Origin of the sequence: Candidatus Berkiella cookevillensis, from assembly GCF_001431315.2 — a bacterium.
Lineage (GTDB): Bacteria > Pseudomonadota > Gammaproteobacteria > Berkiellales > Berkiellaceae > Berkiella_A > Berkiella_A cookevillensis.
In genome coordinates this window covers 498,980-516,210 of the sequence record NZ_LKHV02000001.1, presented here as the reverse complement: position 1 = coordinate 516,210, position 17,231 = coordinate 498,980, and the positions used below count along the sequence as shown (strand labels likewise).

Annotated in this window: 18 protein-coding genes and 1 other RNA gene; 5 read left to right on the top strand and 14 right to left on the bottom strand. The window is 38.0% G+C overall.

The genetic code is table 11. From position 1 onward, the window contains the following. Nucleotides 1-166 precede the first annotated feature (166 nt). Nucleotides 167-571 (top strand): type II toxin-antitoxin system RelE/ParE family toxin, encoded by a 405-nt coding sequence (locus CC99x_RS02290; RefSeq protein ID WP_102134526.1) that lies wholly within the window; start codon nucleotides 167-169, stop codon nucleotides 569-571. Continuing rightward, complete coding sequence (locus CC99x_RS02285) at nucleotides 564-872, top strand: hypothetical protein (RefSeq protein ID WP_057625573.1); 309 nt, start codon at nucleotides 564-566, stop codon at nucleotides 870-872. Before CC99x_RS02290 ends, CC99x_RS02285 begins: the two co-directional genes overlap by 8 nt. 362 nt (nucleotides 873-1,234) lie before the next feature. On the opposite strand, the gene CC99x_RS02280 is transcribed toward CC99x_RS02285, so the two are convergent. The 8 genes from CC99x_RS02280 to CC99x_RS02245 form a co-directional block, all read right to left on the bottom strand. Next, complete coding sequence (locus CC99x_RS02280; RefSeq protein WP_057625572.1) at nucleotides 1,235-2,263, bottom strand: SPOR domain-containing protein; 1,029 nt, start codon at nucleotides 2,261-2,263, stop codon at nucleotides 1,235-1,237. Between the two features lie 37 nt (nucleotides 2,264-2,300). Beyond that, nucleotides 2,301-4,226, bottom strand: a complete 1,926-nt coding sequence (gene htpG, locus CC99x_RS02275) for a molecular chaperone HtpG (RefSeq protein WP_057625571.1) — start codon at nucleotides 4,224-4,226, stop codon at nucleotides 2,301-2,303. A 491-nt stretch (nucleotides 4,227-4,717) separates the two neighbouring features. Then, nucleotides 4,718-5,314, bottom strand: coding sequence for a recombination mediator RecR (gene recR, locus CC99x_RS02270; protein ID WP_200953513.1), 597 nt, complete (start codon nucleotides 5,312-5,314; stop codon nucleotides 4,718-4,720). A 14-nt stretch (nucleotides 5,315-5,328) separates the two neighbouring features. Next, a complete protein-coding gene (locus tag CC99x_RS02265; protein WP_057625570.1) occupies nucleotides 5,329-5,691 on the bottom strand; it encodes a YbaB/EbfC family nucleoid-associated protein in 363 nt (120 codons plus the stop codon). A gap of 8 nt (nucleotides 5,692-5,699) precedes the next feature. Beyond that, on the bottom strand, nucleotides 5,700-7,391 hold the full coding sequence (dnaX, locus tag CC99x_RS02260) for a DNA polymerase III subunit gamma/tau (RefSeq protein ID WP_057625569.1): 1,692 nt from the start codon (nucleotides 7,389-7,391) through the stop codon (nucleotides 5,700-5,702). A gap of 121 nt (nucleotides 7,392-7,512) precedes the next feature. Continuing rightward, nucleotides 7,513-7,609, bottom strand: an RNA gene (gene ffs, locus CC99x_RS02255) — signal recognition particle sRNA small type. A gap of 64 nt (nucleotides 7,610-7,673) precedes the next feature. Then, on the bottom strand, nucleotides 7,674-8,576 hold the full coding sequence (locus CC99x_RS02250; RefSeq protein ID WP_057625568.1) for a glycosyltransferase family 2 protein: 903 nt from the start codon (nucleotides 8,574-8,576) through the stop codon (nucleotides 7,674-7,676). A gap of 37 nt (nucleotides 8,577-8,613) precedes the next feature. After that, nucleotides 8,614-9,948, bottom strand: coding sequence for a hypothetical protein (locus tag CC99x_RS02245; protein ID WP_141651947.1), 1,335 nt, complete (start codon nucleotides 9,946-9,948; stop codon nucleotides 8,614-8,616). Nucleotides 9,949-9,985: 37 nt separating this feature from the next. Here CC99x_RS02245 and CC99x_RS02240 point away from each other — a divergent pair, with 37 nt between their 5' ends. Together CC99x_RS02240 and CC99x_RS02235 are read left to right on the top strand one after the other, a co-directional pair. After that, nucleotides 9,986-10,300 carry a transposase gene (locus tag CC99x_RS02240; RefSeq protein ID WP_259596534.1) on the top strand — a complete coding sequence of 105 codons (315 nt, stop codon included), beginning with the start codon at nucleotides 9,986-9,988 and terminating at the stop codon, nucleotides 10,298-10,300. Continuing rightward, nucleotides 10,234-11,142, top strand: a complete 909-nt coding sequence (locus tag CC99x_RS02235) for an IS3 family transposase (RefSeq protein ID WP_305790524.1) — start codon at nucleotides 10,234-10,236, stop codon at nucleotides 11,140-11,142. Before CC99x_RS02240 ends, CC99x_RS02235 begins: the two co-directional genes overlap by 67 nt. Here CC99x_RS02235 and CC99x_RS02230 read toward each other — a convergent pair. Next, entirely contained in the window at nucleotides 11,100-11,306 is a 207-nt protein-coding gene (locus tag CC99x_RS02230; protein ID WP_259596552.1) for a hypothetical protein, read from the bottom strand. The two genes, CC99x_RS02235 and CC99x_RS02230, sit on opposite strands and share 43 nt — an antisense overlap. A gap of 291 nt (nucleotides 11,307-11,597) precedes the next feature. On the opposite strand from CC99x_RS02230, the gene CC99x_RS02225 reads away from it, so the two are divergent. Next, nucleotides 11,598-11,855: a hypothetical protein gene (locus CC99x_RS02225; protein WP_057625619.1), complete on the top strand. Its 258-nt coding sequence runs from the start codon at nucleotides 11,598-11,600 to the stop codon at nucleotides 11,853-11,855. Nucleotides 11,856-11,877: 22 nt separating this feature from the next. On the opposite strand, the gene CC99x_RS02220 is transcribed toward CC99x_RS02225, so the two are convergent. Genes CC99x_RS02220 through CC99x_RS02200 form a run of 5 tightly spaced genes read right to left on the bottom strand, consistent with a single transcriptional unit; the run spans nucleotide 11,878 to nucleotide 16,913 of the window. After that, nucleotides 11,878-12,846 carry an NAD-dependent epimerase/dehydratase family protein gene (locus tag CC99x_RS02220; RefSeq protein WP_057625618.1) on the bottom strand — a complete coding sequence of 323 codons (969 nt, stop codon included), beginning with the start codon at nucleotides 12,844-12,846 and terminating at the stop codon, nucleotides 11,878-11,880. A gap of 2 nt (nucleotides 12,847-12,848) precedes the next feature. Next, nucleotides 12,849-13,616 carry a glycosyltransferase gene (locus CC99x_RS02215; RefSeq protein ID WP_200953522.1) on the bottom strand — a complete coding sequence of 256 codons (768 nt, stop codon included), beginning with the start codon at nucleotides 13,614-13,616 and terminating at the stop codon, nucleotides 12,849-12,851. Then, nucleotides 13,613-14,773, bottom strand: a complete 1,161-nt coding sequence (locus CC99x_RS02210) for a glycosyltransferase family 4 protein (RefSeq protein ID WP_057625617.1) — start codon at nucleotides 14,771-14,773, stop codon at nucleotides 13,613-13,615. The genes CC99x_RS02215 and CC99x_RS02210 overlap by 4 nt, the downstream gene beginning before the upstream one ends. After that, entirely contained in the window at nucleotides 14,770-15,888 is a 1,119-nt protein-coding gene (locus CC99x_RS02205; RefSeq protein WP_083477429.1) for a glycosyltransferase family 4 protein, read from the bottom strand. The genes CC99x_RS02210 and CC99x_RS02205 overlap by 4 nt, the downstream gene beginning before the upstream one ends. Next, nucleotides 15,837-16,913: a class I SAM-dependent methyltransferase gene (locus tag CC99x_RS02200; RefSeq protein WP_057625615.1), complete on the bottom strand. Its 1,077-nt coding sequence runs from the start codon at nucleotides 16,911-16,913 to the stop codon at nucleotides 15,837-15,839. The genes CC99x_RS02205 and CC99x_RS02200 overlap by 52 nt, the downstream gene beginning before the upstream one ends. Nucleotides 16,914-17,231: the final 318 nt, after the last annotated feature.

Below are 17,231 nucleotides of genomic sequence, written 5' to 3'. Positions count from 1 at the left end.
TTAGTATAAAACTGTCATAATATGACAGTTTTATACCTATTATTGTGTAGATACAATTAACTATGTAACTAAGGACTCTTATAAAGATTCAAATGAATTATATAACTTCAACCTGATAAGTGGTTAAGCTATAATCTAGCAACCGTACAACCAAAGTGCTACACTTATGATAAAGAAGGCTAAAAAAATTGTTGAATATACAGCATATGATGGTGAACAATTCACTATCGAGTGGTATTACAACAAACAATTAAACAGCGATGCCCTAGATTATTTTGAGGACTTAGATCAAGCAGAACAGATTGAAGTACTTAAGCTCTTTAAACGGATGGGGGATAGTGGCGAAATTAAGAACAAAACTAAATTTCGTAATGAAGGCGACAAAATATATGCTTTTAAACCATCTCAAGATCGATTTTTGTGCTTCTTTTTTGATGGTGGAAAGATAATTGTTACAAATGCTTTTAGGAAAAAACAAAACAAACTACCAAAAACAGAGAAAGAAAAAGCAGAAAATAGACGAAAAGACTATATTGAGAGAATGTCTAAAGGAGATTATTACGATGAGTAAAAAACCATCTACCTTTGAAAGAATGATGAAAGACACTTCTTTTAAAAAAGAATTTAACAAACAATACAAAGAGTTTCTACTTTCAGAACTGATCATTGCATTGATGGAGCATGATGGCAAATCAGTCAGGAAATTGGCCAGTGAATGTGGCTTATCAACCAATGTAATTAACAAGCTAAGAACAGGAAAACAAGAAGATATTAAGTTGAGCAACTTTGTTTCTATATCTGAATCCTGTGGATATCACTTATGCTTGCAGAAAAATGATGAAATTATTCCTATCCAACTTGTAAGAGATTAATAGAATTGGAGAGTGTTTACTGAACTGTGTCGGTCTCTCTATGTCCCTGTTCCTGCTCATATGCGTCAACTTAAGGAAAACACAAAATATTAATAAGTGATTAACTTATTTAACCCTCACCCGCTTCTTCGAAGCACCCTCTCCCAAAATTGGTAGAGGGAAAAATGTTCGCTTTGCGAACGAAGAATTGGCAGCAATATTTCATATCGAATTGCAGAAATTCCTTAAGTTGACGCCTATAGGCTACTACATCGTTTCTACGGAATACGGGGAAACTGTTCGCAGCAGCGAACAGTTTGGCGTTACATTTCTAACATTTTACTGCACAATTAAATAACTGCTAGGCTGTATCCCTACCGATTTTAACCAGCGTTCTGATTGATTTCTTCTTGAACCGTACGAACAGGTCTTACCCAAGGCTTAGCGCTACGCTTTACACTAGAAGGTAATTGGCTCGCAGCAGCTTTTGCCATTTGCTGATTCGGATAATTGCCATAATAAGCGACATACCAATCCGTGCCCGCAGTATTTTTCTTTACAATATGCGCATTTCCATCTAATTGATTTTCGCTAATAAATTTATCAACGCCTTCTTTATCACGCGCGGCAACTAATTGCAGCGTATAAAAAGATTGATCCATCGACAATAATGCTTGCTCATGTCTAGTTGCAGAAACACGAGTACGCGTAGTTGCTTGGCCAATTGTTGCATTGGGATCTACAATTTGCTCAGAGCTTATGGGTGCTTGGGCTACCGCTGCAACAGAACCAAGTTGATCAACATAACTACTATCTGCCTGCTGTATTTGAGGCATAGATGAAGCTGTAGATGCGATAGTTGCTGCCGCTTGTGCCTTATCTTCACTATAATACCAATCGTTTTCAGTGATGATTTCATTTTGCTCTGCATCTGTGCCGTTACTCACAGGTATCGCAGTAGATGCAACTTGGGCAACCTGAGTTGTTGGCTGATGTAACACCGCATCATTTATCTGATAACCCATTTCATCCAAGCGTGCTAATAATTGTTTAGCGTTTATATGTCCTTGAGAAGCAGCTTGTTCTAAGAGTCTAATACCATGTTTTTCATCATGCTTTGCGCCAATACCATAAAATAAATCATAGCCTTGCTTATACTGCTGTTCACTTGTTGTGGCGGCGGTTTGGGTAAATTGAGGATTATTGGTAGATTGTTGAGATGTTGTTACTAATGGCGCTACAGCATTTGTATTTGCAGCAGCAGTGACAATAGCATCTTGCTTATTGGCCGCTGCTTGCTGAGTTGTTTTGTGCGTTTTATAGAATCCCGTTTTAAGCGGATTTTTTTCGCAGCCCACTGTTAAAAGTGGAACCGCGACTATCAATGTCCATAATGCTGCCTTTCTCATCATTACTTATCTCCTTGATTCCCTGTATAAAAAACGTTTTCTATTTTGCTACATTTAATAAAAGCTCATTAAATTTCTTAACAAAAGTAGCTGGATCTTCAAGCTGACCGCCCTCTGATAAAACAGCCTGATCATAAAGAATGTAACTCAAATCTTTAAAATGCTCTTGATTGCCTTCTTCTTTTAATCTTTGCACCAATAAGTGCTGAGGATTAAGCTCCAAAATTGGCTTCAACTTGATGTCTTGCCCAGCAGATCGTAATAAGCGTTCCATTTGGCTTGTCATTTGATCTTCATCAACAACAATACAAGCAGGCGAAATAGTCAAACGTTCTGTTAAACGAACATCTTTGATTTTTTCTTTTAAAATCTCTTTGATCTTTTCTAAGGTATCTTTAAATCCTTCTAATTGCTTTTCTTGCTCTTCTTTTTTAGCTTCTGGAGATTTTGCTTCTTCAGAAAAATCTAAACTATCTAAAGCACCTTGTGCAACAGACTGGAATTTTTTGCCTTTGTATTCTGTTAAATGCGACATCATCCATTCATCAATTCTGTCGTACAATATAAGAACTTCAATGTTCTTTGCTCTAAATACTTCTAAATGCGGGCTGTGACAAGCGGCATTAAAGGTATCTGCTGCCATGTAATAAATTTTATCTTGATTGGGCTTCATGCGCTCAATATATTCATCTAAAGAATGTTGCTGTTTTTCAACATCTGTATGCGTAGACGCAAATCTTAATAAGCTAGAAACTAATTCTTTATTTGCAAAGTCTTCCGCAGGGCCTTCTTTTAAAACCAAACCAAATTGGCTCCAGAATCCAAGATATTTATCACTGTCACTTTTAGCAAGTTCTTCTAATAAGCTTAAGGATCGCTTCACAATATAGCCACGCATTGCATCTACAACACGATTGCTCTGCAAAATTTCTCTGGAAACATTAAGAGGAAGATCGTTACTATCAATAACCCCTCTGACAAATCTCAAATATCGAGGTAAAAATTGTTCTGCATCATCAATAATGAAAACTCGTTTAACATATAATTTTAAGCCACGTGTACGATTGGGCTGATACAAATCAAAAGGCGCACGTGCAGGAATATAGAGTAATGTTGTATATTCTAAACGTCCTTCTACTTTGTTGTGTGCCCACACCAATGGATTCTCAAAATCATGTGCAATATGCTTATAGAATTCTTGATAAGCAGATTCTTCAATTTCTGATTTAGGGAGCGCCCATAAAGCAGTTGCCTTATTTACTGTTTCCCATTCTTTTTCTGGGTTAATCTCTTTCTTTTCGTCATCATCATAAGATTCTGCTTTCATCATAATGGGTAAACCAATATGATCTGAATAAGTTGTGACGATATGGCGCAATCTCATCCCTTCTAAAAACTCTTCTTCTCCATCCTTAAGCTCTAAGATGACTTCTGTGCCACGTGTAGATTTATGAATATTTTCAATTGTATATTCACCATCACCGAATGATTCCCATTGAACCCCTTCCTCTGCGGTTAATCCTGCACGACGCGTCTTAACAATTACTTTTTTAGCAATGATAAATGCAGAGTAAAAGCCTACACCAAACTGACCAATCAAATGATTATCTTTGACTTGATCGCCAGTTAAGTTATTTAAAAATTCTTGTGTACCTGATTTTGCAATTGTGCCTAAGTGACTGATGACTTCTTCACGGGACATACCAATCCCGTTGTCACGTATGACAATGATTTTCTTTTCTTTATCAAATTCAATTTGAATAGCAAGTGGGTTGCTGTCACCTTCAAAATATTCTGGATTGCTAATGCCTTCAAAACGCAATTTATCTGCAGCATCTGAGCCATTAGAAATTAATTCGCGCAGAAATATTTCTTTATTGCTATACAAAGCATTGATCATAAGATGAAGCAGCTGCTTTACTTCTGTTTGAAAGCCACGTGTTTCTTTGGTTTGTTCTGCCATCATGTTATTACACCTCTGAATTTTTCTTAACTAAAAACTGTTTTTTCATATTTTTTTGACTAAACTCTCACCTGTATTAAGTGATTATTGTCATGCCAGCGAAGGCTCATAGGCGTCAACTTAAGCAATTTCTGGAATTCAACTATAAAAATTGGTACCCATTCTTCGTTCGCAAAGCGAACATTTTCTCACTTTGTAAAGGGAGACGCTCGTGCAGCGTAGCTGCGCCGAGCAGAGGGATTTAGCTGTTTGACCTTAAATCCACAACATAAATCCCCCTTGCGCACTTATCAGTGCGCGTCCCCCTTCAAAAAGTGGGAGCCTGATTCGCAATGCTCATCGATCAATATGTCACCCCTTGCAACACAAGATACGTGCATCCCGTAGCAAAATTGGGAGAGACAAAGGATTCACTTCGCTCATCAATACGCAAATCTACAAGTCGTCACAAATTACCAACAACGCACAATATTCACAGTCACAGACGAAAAAAATTAAATATTAGTGCGATCTAACAAAGCCTTGGCCAATGTCCCCTCATCCACATACTCTAATTCCCCACCCAGAGGGATCCCATGTGCAATACGGGTTGCTTTTAAGCCTCGTTTTTTAATGAGTTCAACCAAATAATAGGCTGTTGCTTCACCTTCTACGGTTGCAGAAAGGGCGAGCACCACTTCTCGCACCTCTTCATCTTCAATTCTTTGGATGAATTGCTCTATACCAATTTCTTCAGGCCCAATACCATCGATCGGTGATAAATGGCCTGATAATACAAAATACAGTCCTTGATACATGCCTGCATTTTCAATGGCAATTACATTTGCTGGACTTTCAACCACACAGACAATACTTTTATCTCGTTGTACATGCTTACAAATGCTACAAACATCGGTTTCACACAACATACGGCAACGCTGGCATGTTTTCACTTGGCGAATTGCTTTTTGCAAAATATGTCCAAGATAATGACCTTTTTCTTGCGCTTGTGTCAGTACAAAAAAAGCCATACGCTGCGCAGATTTAGGTCCTACACCTGGCAGCGTTCTTAATGCATCAACCAATTCTTGTATGAGAGGGCTTAGTATCATATTACTATCAACGCTTAACCAGAAAATGGCATAGGCATATCTTTGGGCAAGCCCATCTTCTGTGTCACAGCCATCATTTCTTTTTTAACCATCTCTTGTGCCTGTGCAATCGCTTGGTTTGTTGCAGCGGCAATCAGCTCGCTCATGACTTCAGGGCTTTCTTCAAATACAGCAGGTTTTAATTCTATGTTTTTAACTTGCAATTTTAAGGTGACTTCCACTTTTACTAAATCACCCCCAGCCATACCCACAACGGTGCGATCTTTATGCTTTTCAGAAATTTCTTGATAGGCGCCTTTTAAATTTTCTTGTAATTTTTGAGCATTTTGCATAAAAGATGCCATCATTGATTGGAAGTCCATATTTTTAGTATCCATTATTCACCTCACTTAACTACTTTTTCATAAGAAACGTTTTCAATCGTTGCATCAAATGTCTGCATAATTGTTTGCACGCGTTCATCATTCAGCAACAATGCTTTTGCATCTGTTTGTGCTTGCTCTTCTTTTTGTTGATCTTGTTGCAAAGGCGTGGATACCGTGCCTTTATGTTCAGCACAACTAATCTTTAACACAATATCTTTACCTAAATAATCAGATAGCGCTTTTTGAATTTGCATTTGCCGGCTTTGATTCAAGCAAGCCTCTTGAGAGATATCAAGCGCCAAATGAATACTCCTCTCGCCCCAATGCGACACAGTGCAATTTTTAACCAGTATTCTTGTCAAGCCGGTTAATGGCAATCCTTCTATGATGTCATTCCAGCTTTGATTGGCTGTCAATGCTTTGGCAGGAGCAGACACCTCTTTCGCTTCTACTTGTTGTCTTGCCTGTTGTGCCTCTACTCTGGGTGAGCTTAGGGCAGGTGGTGGTACAGCAGAAGAAAAGCTTTTACTTGAAGCTCTATTGTCTTGAGATGGCTTAGTGACTGGTTTAGACATTGGGGTAGTCGCATGTTGCTGGGTAGATACGCGAGTAACAGGCGTGCCAAGCTTTCTTTCATCCGGTAAAAACGCAATCATGCGTAATATCGTCATCTCCAAACCTATGCGCGTATTAGGCGCAAACAGCAAATCACGTTTGCCATTTAATCCTATTTGATACAAGAGTTGTAATACTTCTGGTAACGGTATTGTTAGATTTTGATATTTATTACTGTGCAAGGCACTCTCTTTTTTTAAGAATATGCTTTGCATAGACAATTCATGCAAACTCTCTAAAAATGCTTGTAATACACTCTCTGCATCAGCCCCTATGTCCATCATTTTTTGCACAAGTGCAACCGCATTTTCAATATTTTGCTCAAAAACAGCTTGAAGCAATGGTATTAAATACTGGCGATATTGCATGCCCAACATAAACTCAACATCTTGCAAGTTAATGTTTTCATCTTGGCAATAGCTCACGGCTTGCTCAAGCAAACTCAGTGCATCTCGCATACTGCCTTTAGCAAAGCAGGCGAGCAACTGAAGCGCTTCAGCTTCATAGCTTTTACTTTCTTGTTGTAAAATGAGGGCAAGTTGCTGACTTATTTCATTTTCACTTAAGGCACGCAGCTGAAAATTCAAACATCTTGATAAGATAGTGACTGGAATCTTTTCTGGATCTGTGGTTGCTAAGATAAATTTAACATGCGAAGGTGGCTCTTCTAGGGTTTTTAGCAGCGCATTAAAACTATGACCAGAGAGCATGTGTACTTCATCAATGAGATAAACTTTATAACGTCCTGCAGCCGGTGCATATTGAACATTATCTAAAAGTTCGCGTGTATCCTCTACTTTTGTCTTAGATGCAGCATCCACTTCAATCAAATCTAAATAACGCCCACTGTCGATCGCTCGACAAGTGTCACATGCATTACAAGGCGTTGCGACAACCCCTTGTTCACAGTTTAAACATTTGGCAAAAATACGTGCGATGGTGGTTTTTCCGATACCTCGGGTACCAGTAAATAAATAGGCGTGGTGCAGCTGATTACGGGCTAAAGCATTCATGAGCGCTTTGGCTACATGATCCTGACCTTTTAGCTCAGCAAATGATTTGGGCCGCCATTTTCTTGCGAGTGCTGAATATGACACGATGCACCTTTTGAGTTTGCAGATTCACCGCCAGCTATTTGCAATATTGATAAGACGATAGTCTAGTTGCTTAGCCTGGCGCTTTCTCGAATATTTGCCTCGAGAGAGAAGATGGTGGCAACCTTACCAGCCACATCCCGGCACACGCGTCCATCACTACCGCTGCTCCCTTCCGGGCCTGACGGGGTTTGCAATGTATCGTTGCGAGAGGACCGGCAAGGTCACCATAAGCTAATTAGGCAAGAATTTTACCAAGAAACAACGCGTTATACTAGGCATACATCAGCAAAATGATGGATTTTTAGGGTTGCGAATCATTGCACCTATTATTTTGATAAACAACTTAATATAGAGCATGCAGGCATGGCGCTTTCTATAATGTTGGCTAAAGTGTTTTTGGTAGTAGTGATGCCAACTTTTCCATAAACCATCCAACTGCTTCAGGGAGACCTTTGTTTTTGACAATGAAACACCAGAGGATTTAAGCGCCACATGCCCAAAGACATCCCCACCCGCCGCATGCACACGTAAACACAAGTCTAATAATACATTGCCATCATTACAGGCTGTATCCAAAGCACCCATTTCTTGCACCATGTCATAGGAAACCAAAAGACAATCTGGCATGACCGAGATAACATGATGTATCTGCTCTTTTTCTAAAACAGAGTTACCCTGCTTGTAAAAACTATTTTTCTGAAAGCGAAAAAAGGGATCAAAACTTGAATAAAAGGCAGATTGAATCCCCATTATCCAATGCGAAGGCTTGGTTAATCCAGGTGCCAATAATTCAACCACAATATTTTTAGGTAAAAGATAAGGGGCTGACAGCAAGAGCAAATACTTGCTAGTTGAATGTCTTAAACCTAGGTTATAAGCTTTAGATAAACTTAAATCTGGATTTTGAAACAAAAGAAAAACGCGTGGGTGCTCACGTGCAATGTCATATAACTTATTATTTAAAGCAACTGAGGCGGTGCAACTGACAATAATAATCTCGCGAATAAGATCTTGTGAAAGGATCGTATTCAAACTTTGCAAAATAGCCTCGTCTGTTCCTCTTGCAACAAAAATTACACTAATACGATAAAGGCGACGGTGCGTTTTCAGAGCATGCCGCTGAATAAGTGAAACTTGCCGACTGGCTTGCTGCCAAGCAGAATGCAGATCAATAATATGCGCCAATTATTCTTACCTTATAGGTGGCAAAGCCACCATCTTATTATGCAAATGCTTCACTCATATGAAGCGTATTTAAACTTTCATCCCATGCTGGAATATAAAAATGCGCAGCTGTCGCAGATAGGGCTGATTCTGAAACAAGGCTTGCAGTGGCCAAAACATCAAAATCATGCATAATATCACTGTCTGCATGAATAACGTCATGAAAGGCAATCTTCTCTTGATTTACATCAAAAAACATCACTTCATGTGTCTCATCTGATTGCCAATTGTATTCACGTACACCAAAGCCTTCATACTCTGGCATATCTCGTCCATAGCATAATATAACGACATTACCATTTTCTTTGACACCTAAAACCACGCCTGTATGACCACCAATCCCAACATCGTCTAGATGATTCGCATCTGCAAATTCTCGATAAGCAAATATCTGCCCAGGATGAATATCCACTAAAGGATTCTCAATATACACGGGACTATAAACGGTTTGCATTGCTGCTTGTCTGTCGCTGCCTAACCAATCTGAGTAAATCAAGACTTTTTCATCGCTTGGGAACTGCATGCGATAAGTAAACAACTGATCAATCGTTGAGAAATCAACATCACAATTTGTGACTTTTGAAACCCATGATGAACAATCTTCAGGCCCCCAATTTTTGCTTTCGTCAAATCTCACTTCACCACGTTGCCCACCAAAGGCATAGCCACTGTGAATTAAACTTAAACCATCTTGCATGAGCGCATCTGAAAAGTAATAACTAAATTCTGTTTTAAAATCCTGACCTACGCTTTCTAAGGCTACAAAAGCAGGAATGGGTGTGATGTGGGATAATGCAGAATAATCCATCCACACAGTATCCATTGAATCTGACAAGGATAAGTGGATCGGCAAATCTTCAATATGCGTATTTTCACCCAGTAAAGTTAGATTAATTGTCAGCAAAGCAGCTGATAAAAAGCTTGCTTCGCTTGAACCATAAATCGAATCTGTATCCCCTAAAATAACAGGAAATTGGAAGGTATTATTAAGCATAGGAGGGCATTCGCCTTCCAAGAGCGCTATGAAGGCTTCATCATCCATAATAAGTTCTCTTGCACCCGATAAAACCAATTCCATTTTATTGGTTTTCAGACTCCAGGTAAGACCTTCTCCTACATCATCACTAGCAGGATAGCTTTTTAACAATTGGTTAAGTTGTTGTATGTAGTAAATATCTTGATCAAGACGCTCTAAGGTTTTGGTTTGTAAGGCATGATAATCATGATCAGGATATGCACCCCACTGCTGATTTGTGAGGGCAAATAAAGCTTTTTGCTCTTGATGCAATTGTAAATTGTAGTCATACTGATCTGATCCCCTGACTGTGGACACCTAATTTGATAAACTAAATATCAGTTAGGAGACGTGTATGTCCAAGTATAAGAAGTATGATAAGTCATTTAAGCAAAGAGCAGTGCAGCTAGCACTGACCTCCGAACAACCCACCTCAAAGACAGCGAAAGATCTCGGCATTCTTGAGTCAACGCTTTATAACTGGATATCCAAGGCTAAAAAAGACAAAAATATCCCTGAGGTCAAGGATGAAACTCCTGATTTAAAGCAACTTCATGAAGAACTGTTGAAGCTACGCAAGGAAAATGAACGCCTAAGGGATACCTGCGACATTTTAAAAAAGGCTACAGCCTACTTCGCGAACGACCCGAAGAAAGATTCAAATTCATAGAGAAAGAACGTCATCATTATGATGTTGTTTTGCTCTGCGAATGTATGCAGGTCTCCCGAAGTGGGTATTATGCTTGGAAAAACCGACCAGTCGAACCTGAGTGTAATGACACTTTTATAAAAGAGAGGATGAACGCTATCTTTTTGCTGAGTCGATGTTGCTATGGCTTCAGACGCATGCAGAAAGCACTTAAAAACGAAGGTATCGATTGTAATCATAAAAAGGTAAGCCGTTTAATGAAAGAATTAAAGCTGTTCCCCAAAGTAAAGAGAAAATTCAAAGCCACAACCAACTCAAACCACAAGCTGCCAATCGAGCCAAATCGGTTAGAGCGCAAATTCTTTGCGATAAAGCCGAATATTGCCTGGGTTGGCGATATTACCTATATTTGGACTGAACAAGGTTGGCTTTATTTAGCGACAGTCATCGACCTGTGCTCACGAAAGGTCAAAGGCTGGGCCATGGGTGAGCGCATAACAGCTGACTTGGCTGTTTCTGCGTTAGAGATGGCACTAAAACAAGTTGATTGTTCTAAGGCTCTTCTATTCCATTCTGATAGAGGTGTTCAATATGCTTCCCACGCTTTTAAAGAAGTTATTAAAAATAATGGAATGGTTCACAGTATGAGTCGTAAGGCTGATTGTTGGGATAACGCCGTTGCTGAAAGCTTCTTTGGCACTTTAAAGCAAGAGCTTGTCTATCACTGCAAATTTAAAACACGTGATGAGGCAAAATTAGCTATTTTTGATTACATCGAAGTGTTCTATAATCGTATCCGTTTGCACTCAACGCTGGACTATCAAACACCTGATAGTGTAGAAAGAGCCGTATTAGCTGCGTAGTTCGGTGTCCACTGAATGGGGGGCAGGTCATACGCCTCTTTCAATGCAATTTGTACCAAAGGAGAGGTCTGATAAGCCTCTGATAAAATATTATTTATCTCAGCGTCGCTTGAATTAAAACTAAGGCTAATGGACTCAGGGGCTTGATACAACAATTCACTCATAACAACCTACAACGACTTCCATATTAAAAAATATCATAACTACCCTACGAAATGAGCAGTTACAAAAAAATCATTGTATAAAAAATGTCCTTAATGTCAATCAATTAAAACTAAGTTGCCAAACTAGAATATCTTTCAACAGTCATTGTGCATATACAATCATGTAAATCATACCTTAACTATAAAGAAAAATCACAACCCATTATTAAGTTGACACAGATAAGCAAGGCAGATAATATCGCAAATACTGAAAATATCAGTATTTTAACAAATTCCTGCGGAGTTCAAAAAATGAGAAATTTAAATATCGCTGAAACAATCGGTGTTTCTGGTGGCGACTTATGTGACGGCGGCATGTGTGTTCAAATCAGCACAACGGGCATCCCTGCAAATCACTACCAAACTATAAATTCAAACATACAATCTATCATTAATGATCCGCTATGCTTTGAAAAAGCAATCATGAATATTCTCAACGCAGGCGCTGGTGAATATTTAGAAACTTATTTTAACAATTTAGATAGCAGCACCCATTTCTACTTTGTATAAAACTCACAGTGATCAGGGATGATCATGTCATTTCTTTGCGCTTATTTTCCACTCCAAAATATTTAAAGACAGCTTCCTTAAACGTTAATACTGGCTTCCAATCTAATAGCTGCTTTGCTTTAGCAATATCCACTTGTAATGGCTCAGATAAGCGATTAAAAATAGCTCGCCTTCCCAACAATATACAAGCCATTTTTAGTAATATGATCGGACAATTGAATAATTTTGCTCTACCCATCCGTACTATCTGTAAGGCTTTGATCAGTGTTCTTGTCGATTGATCATCATCATCCGAAATACAAAATATCTGATTTTTTGCATTTACATGAAAAGCACAAGTAAAAATAAAATCACATAAATTATCAATCGCAATAAAGCTGCGCTTGCTCAGAAAAGCAGCAAATGGAACTGGCAAATGCATATCAATCAATTTCATTAAGCTTGCAAAATTAGCCTTAACACCTGGCCCATACACCAAAGGCGGACGTATGATAACCCACTCCATGTTTGCCTCCATCGCAATATCTTGCACATAATTTTCAGCAAACCATTTAGAACGACCATATACATCTAAGGGGTTAGGCGTATGCTGCTCATTAAAGGGTTCATCCAAGCTTCTTTCTCCATTGACCTTAATGGTGCTAATATAAACAAAACGCTGAATGTTATACTCCGAGCAAATAGAAATGAATTGTTTGGTGCAATCTGCATTTACTTGATAATAAGTCAGAGGATTTAAGTGCTTAGATTGATGCGCTAAGGCCGCTAAATGAACAACAATATCTACCGTCTCCAGTAAATAGCCATAACGTTTTATATCGTTTAAATCAAAATTATGATATTCAAAATTTGGATGTTGAATATTTAAGCGTTCTTGACGCCCACACCCAATGACTTTTAAGCCTTTTGCCAGAAAGTATTCACAAACACGCTTGCCAACAAATCCACTCGCGCCCGTAATGAAAACTGATTGAGAAACTGACTTAGACATTATCAAACTCCAAATCTTGCAAGATACTGACTTGCTCTATTCAAGAGTTTATGAAATACAAAGGGTAATAACGGAATTGGAATATGTAAATCTTTGGCTGCCTGTAAAATGTGTCTATTTTGAACCCAAATATTTTTTAAACTTTGATTAGATACACCACCCATACGCATTTTAACAAGTACCTCTGGAATATAAAAAGACTTAATTTTTTCCTTTTCTAAAAAGCGCATCATCAATTCAACATCATTACCCATTTCAAGCTTCAAATTAAATCCACCGAGTCTCTCATAGACTGATTTTCGCACATAAAAAGTAGGATGAGGAGGACACCAACCTTTAGCAAAATCACCTTGTTTGAAACGACTGGATTTAAAATAACGAACAATTTTATCGTGCCTATTTTTTCTAGAAAAATAAACGAGATCACCATAAACTGCTTCTGCATTGCTACTTTCAAAAACATCTACTATTTTTTTAATGGCATCTGGATGTGCAAATAAATCATCAGCATTCAAAAAACCTATGACTTCTCCAGTCGCTTTTTCTATGCCTTTATTCATCGCATCATAAATACCTGCATCTTTTTCTGAGACAAGTACATCAATTGTATCTCGATATTTCTCTACAATGCTCAGCGTATTATCTTTTGAAGCCCCATCTATCACAATATATTCAATGGGATAATAACTTTGAGACTTTACAGACAATATCGTCTCTTCAATGGTTTTTTCGCTATTGTAGCAAACCGTTATAATCGATACTTTTATCACAAATATTCGCCTTTGATAATATTTTCATAGTGCATAATCTGCTGTGGTACAATTGAAGCAGGCGTGAATTGTAAAGAAAATTCATATGCATTTTTACTCATATCCATATATTTTGGATGCTCAAATGAAGACAATAAAGTTTCTTGCAACTTATCCTCATCCGATAGTAATCCATTTTCTTCATGCACAATAAAATCCTTGCGTGTACCAATATTAAAGCCAATCACTGGTACACCACAACTCATTGCTTCTAAGATTGTCAAGCCAAATGTCTCATAATAAAGAGAGGTATGAATCAGATACTTAGCGCTTTTCAAAAGTTGCATTGCTTTTACATGCTCAAGTTTACCTAAGAAAATGATATTTTCTTGGGTGTATTTATCTTGTAACATTGCTAAATCTTCACCACTGCCAATAATTCTGAGCACAAAATGTTTGGGCAAGGTCAGCCAATTCTTAAGCAAATATTCTATGCCTTTCCCAGACTCAATTCGCCCAATAAAAACATAATCCTCTCGCTTAATGTCAGCGCTATAGTATTCCAACTGTGGCATTATAAAATTTGGTTTTAAGAGCAATTGCTGAGAATTTAGTCCAAAATCAATAAGTTTATTCTTTTGAAAGTGCGTCAACACAAAATAATGGTGGATATAATTTTGGTATTGCTTAAGATGGTACCAATACTGCGCCATCGCATGTACGGTACTCTGCAAATAACTGTTCCGATAGCACCGATGCACAATACCAGGCCACTTCATTTTTTGATTCACGCATTGTTCACACAAAGCATTCTGTCGATACAAGATTCCAGACAAACATTGTCCGCGAAAATTATGCAAAGTCTGAACTACTTTAACACCCTGCTCATAGGCTGCTTTAAATACTAAGGGTGTTAATAGTGGAAATTCATTGTGTACGTGTAAGAGATCAATGCCGTTTTTTTTAATTAGGTCAACGATCTGTCGCGCATGCGCCTGATTGCCTCCAATATTTTTAATTAGGGAGATAGGTGAAATATTATCATTATAAACATAGTATGTGTGAACATTAGCATCACCTAGATGCTGTTTTAATGCGGCAACCTCGTTCAAAACAACTGTATCTTCGCCACCAATGTGTTCCGATCGATAAAAATTATGCGCAACTAGAATTCTCATACAAGCACAGTCTTTGTGTAGCTTTTTACTTGTTGAGTCGCTCTTGCTTGGAAGTCAATTTTAGCTATGCGTTCACAAAGTGCCGTATAATTTTCTATTGTCCATTTCATAGCCTCTTCAAGTTCAAGCGCAGATACAGGGTTAAAAAGTCTTCCAACCCCATAGGCTTCTATCATATCCATACTGGCACCTACACGATGAGATGCAATCACTGGTAAACCATGAAACAGAGCCTCTTCAACAACCAACCCCCAAGGCTCTTTAAAAGAAGGTAAAATAAAAATATCATGCTGATGATATATGTCAGCCAATGTTTGATAATGAACATGCCCCAATACATGGATATTGTCTGTTTTTGTTTGCTTAATTTTTTCGCGTAATGGCCCATCTCCCACTAAGGTTAACTGATAATGTGGGAAATTTTTAAATACTTGTAATAATAATTCAATATTTTTTTCTGGTGCTAAACGCCCTACATACAGAAAACGTTTTTTTCTTATCCAGTCTTCATTTTCAACAGGTTTATCGACCAGCATCTGAGCCATATGCATCAAGCCAACGCCTCCTGTTTGTACCATTTCACCTTGATAATTCAGAACTTCAAGTAGTTGTCGATGCGGTATTCCAGAATAGAAAACGCCTTTCATGCGTTTTAAAAAAAACTTTTTGATCAGAGCTTTACTGCCTATTGTATGACTCTCAAAAATGCTTGACTCTAAGGCTAAATAATTTTTTTTCTTCGCCTTTAAAAGAGCAATCAGCCAATATTCAGGCAAATCCCAACCGCCCACTATGATTTTTTGATACCGCAGTTTTGCCAATAACTGCCAAAGTGCGCTCAAACTTTTAAATACAGAACGCCCTTCAAATGCACCCGTATTGAGCGTCACAGAATCAAAATTTTTCTCTTGCTCGGTGAAATCATTTGCTCTTGAAACAGAAGCTTGTCCAATGAAAACCACAAATACACGATGTGTTTTGGCGAGTTGATTGTATAAATTTATTTTATAGAAGCTTGGTAAATGAGTTACAAAGACATAATCAAAAATATCCCTCATTATTTTTACTTCTTCTGTGTCACAAAAAGAGGATATGCGCCCCAACGCCCCATCCATTTTGGAAATTTTTCTTCAAGTTGATATATGCCTTTTAAGAGCGTTTTTCCTAAAAACCATCGATGAATATAAATCTTTAGAAATGGCACATTCACACTCCGCCAAACATAAAGCTCTGTTGCATACTGCGCATTTAAGTGATTCTTAAACCATCGATAGGGATGCGCATAAAAATACAAAGCTGCTTCTTTGTTTTGAAGTTTATCTATCGCACGCTTCACCAACTTAAAGGGTAATAAAAATATGTTCATCAGAGCCGAATGTTTACCCCAGCTATAAACAATGATTGATTTACCACCTGGTTTTAATACACGATATAATTCATCAAATGCCTTTTCTTGTTGCTTTTGAGGCACATGATAGAGTGTATGCAAAGAAACAATGGCATCGATCTTGTTATTTTGCAAAGGTAATTGAGTGATATCACACAGCAAATAAATACCTTTCTTGCCCAATTTTTCTTGTGCACGCAAAAGCCCTGTAATAGAAATATCTGCACAAATACGATACTCATAATTACTTGAATAGCTGAGATAAACAGGATACTGAATAGGACCAGATGCCACATCCAATAAATACTTACCTTTTTGAGGCAAATATTTATTCACGCGCTGATGACATTGGTTGATATAATCTTGTGAAAAGCCACGCAAATCTTCTGAATCCTTTGCATCTTGAAAATGCGTTTCTGCGGTATGCCAACCTACCTGATCATAGAAAGTTTGAATTTCCTGCTTGATATTTTGATTTAATAAATCTTTCTCTAAAGCCACATGATTCAAATCATTGACGATTGCAAAGTTGGGCAGCAAACAGAAAATATTCTGCTGTATCGGATAATAGATTTCCTCCGACTCTACCTTTAATAGATCTTCGTATATGGTTTTAACCGGCAAGCCATCCCCTCTAAAAAATGCGCCTGATTTTATTAGTTGATTAACTCTTGTTACTTCGAGTTCTGACAAAAGTTTTAGGCTTTTGCCAGTAATAGGACATTTTAATAGTGCGATGATTTCTGCATTCATGATTCGATCAACAGGCTCATTGGGTTATTTCTGGAAGGCTAGTTTATCAAAATTTCTCAAATGAGATAGGTTTAGGATTATTTTAAAAAAGTTTATCACCCAACTTTTTTGTAGCTCAAAATATGGGACACCCATCTTTAACTTATCTTTAACTTTAACCCTCACCAGGCTTCTAGCCAGCCTCTCTCAAAATTGGTAGAGGCGCTATGATTCACTTCGTTCATCTGACTTAACTAACAAATCAAAGTAGGATATGCGACACCCATGATTTAAGAGGAAACTATTTTTACTTTAACCTCTGAAGGCTTTAAACTTAGC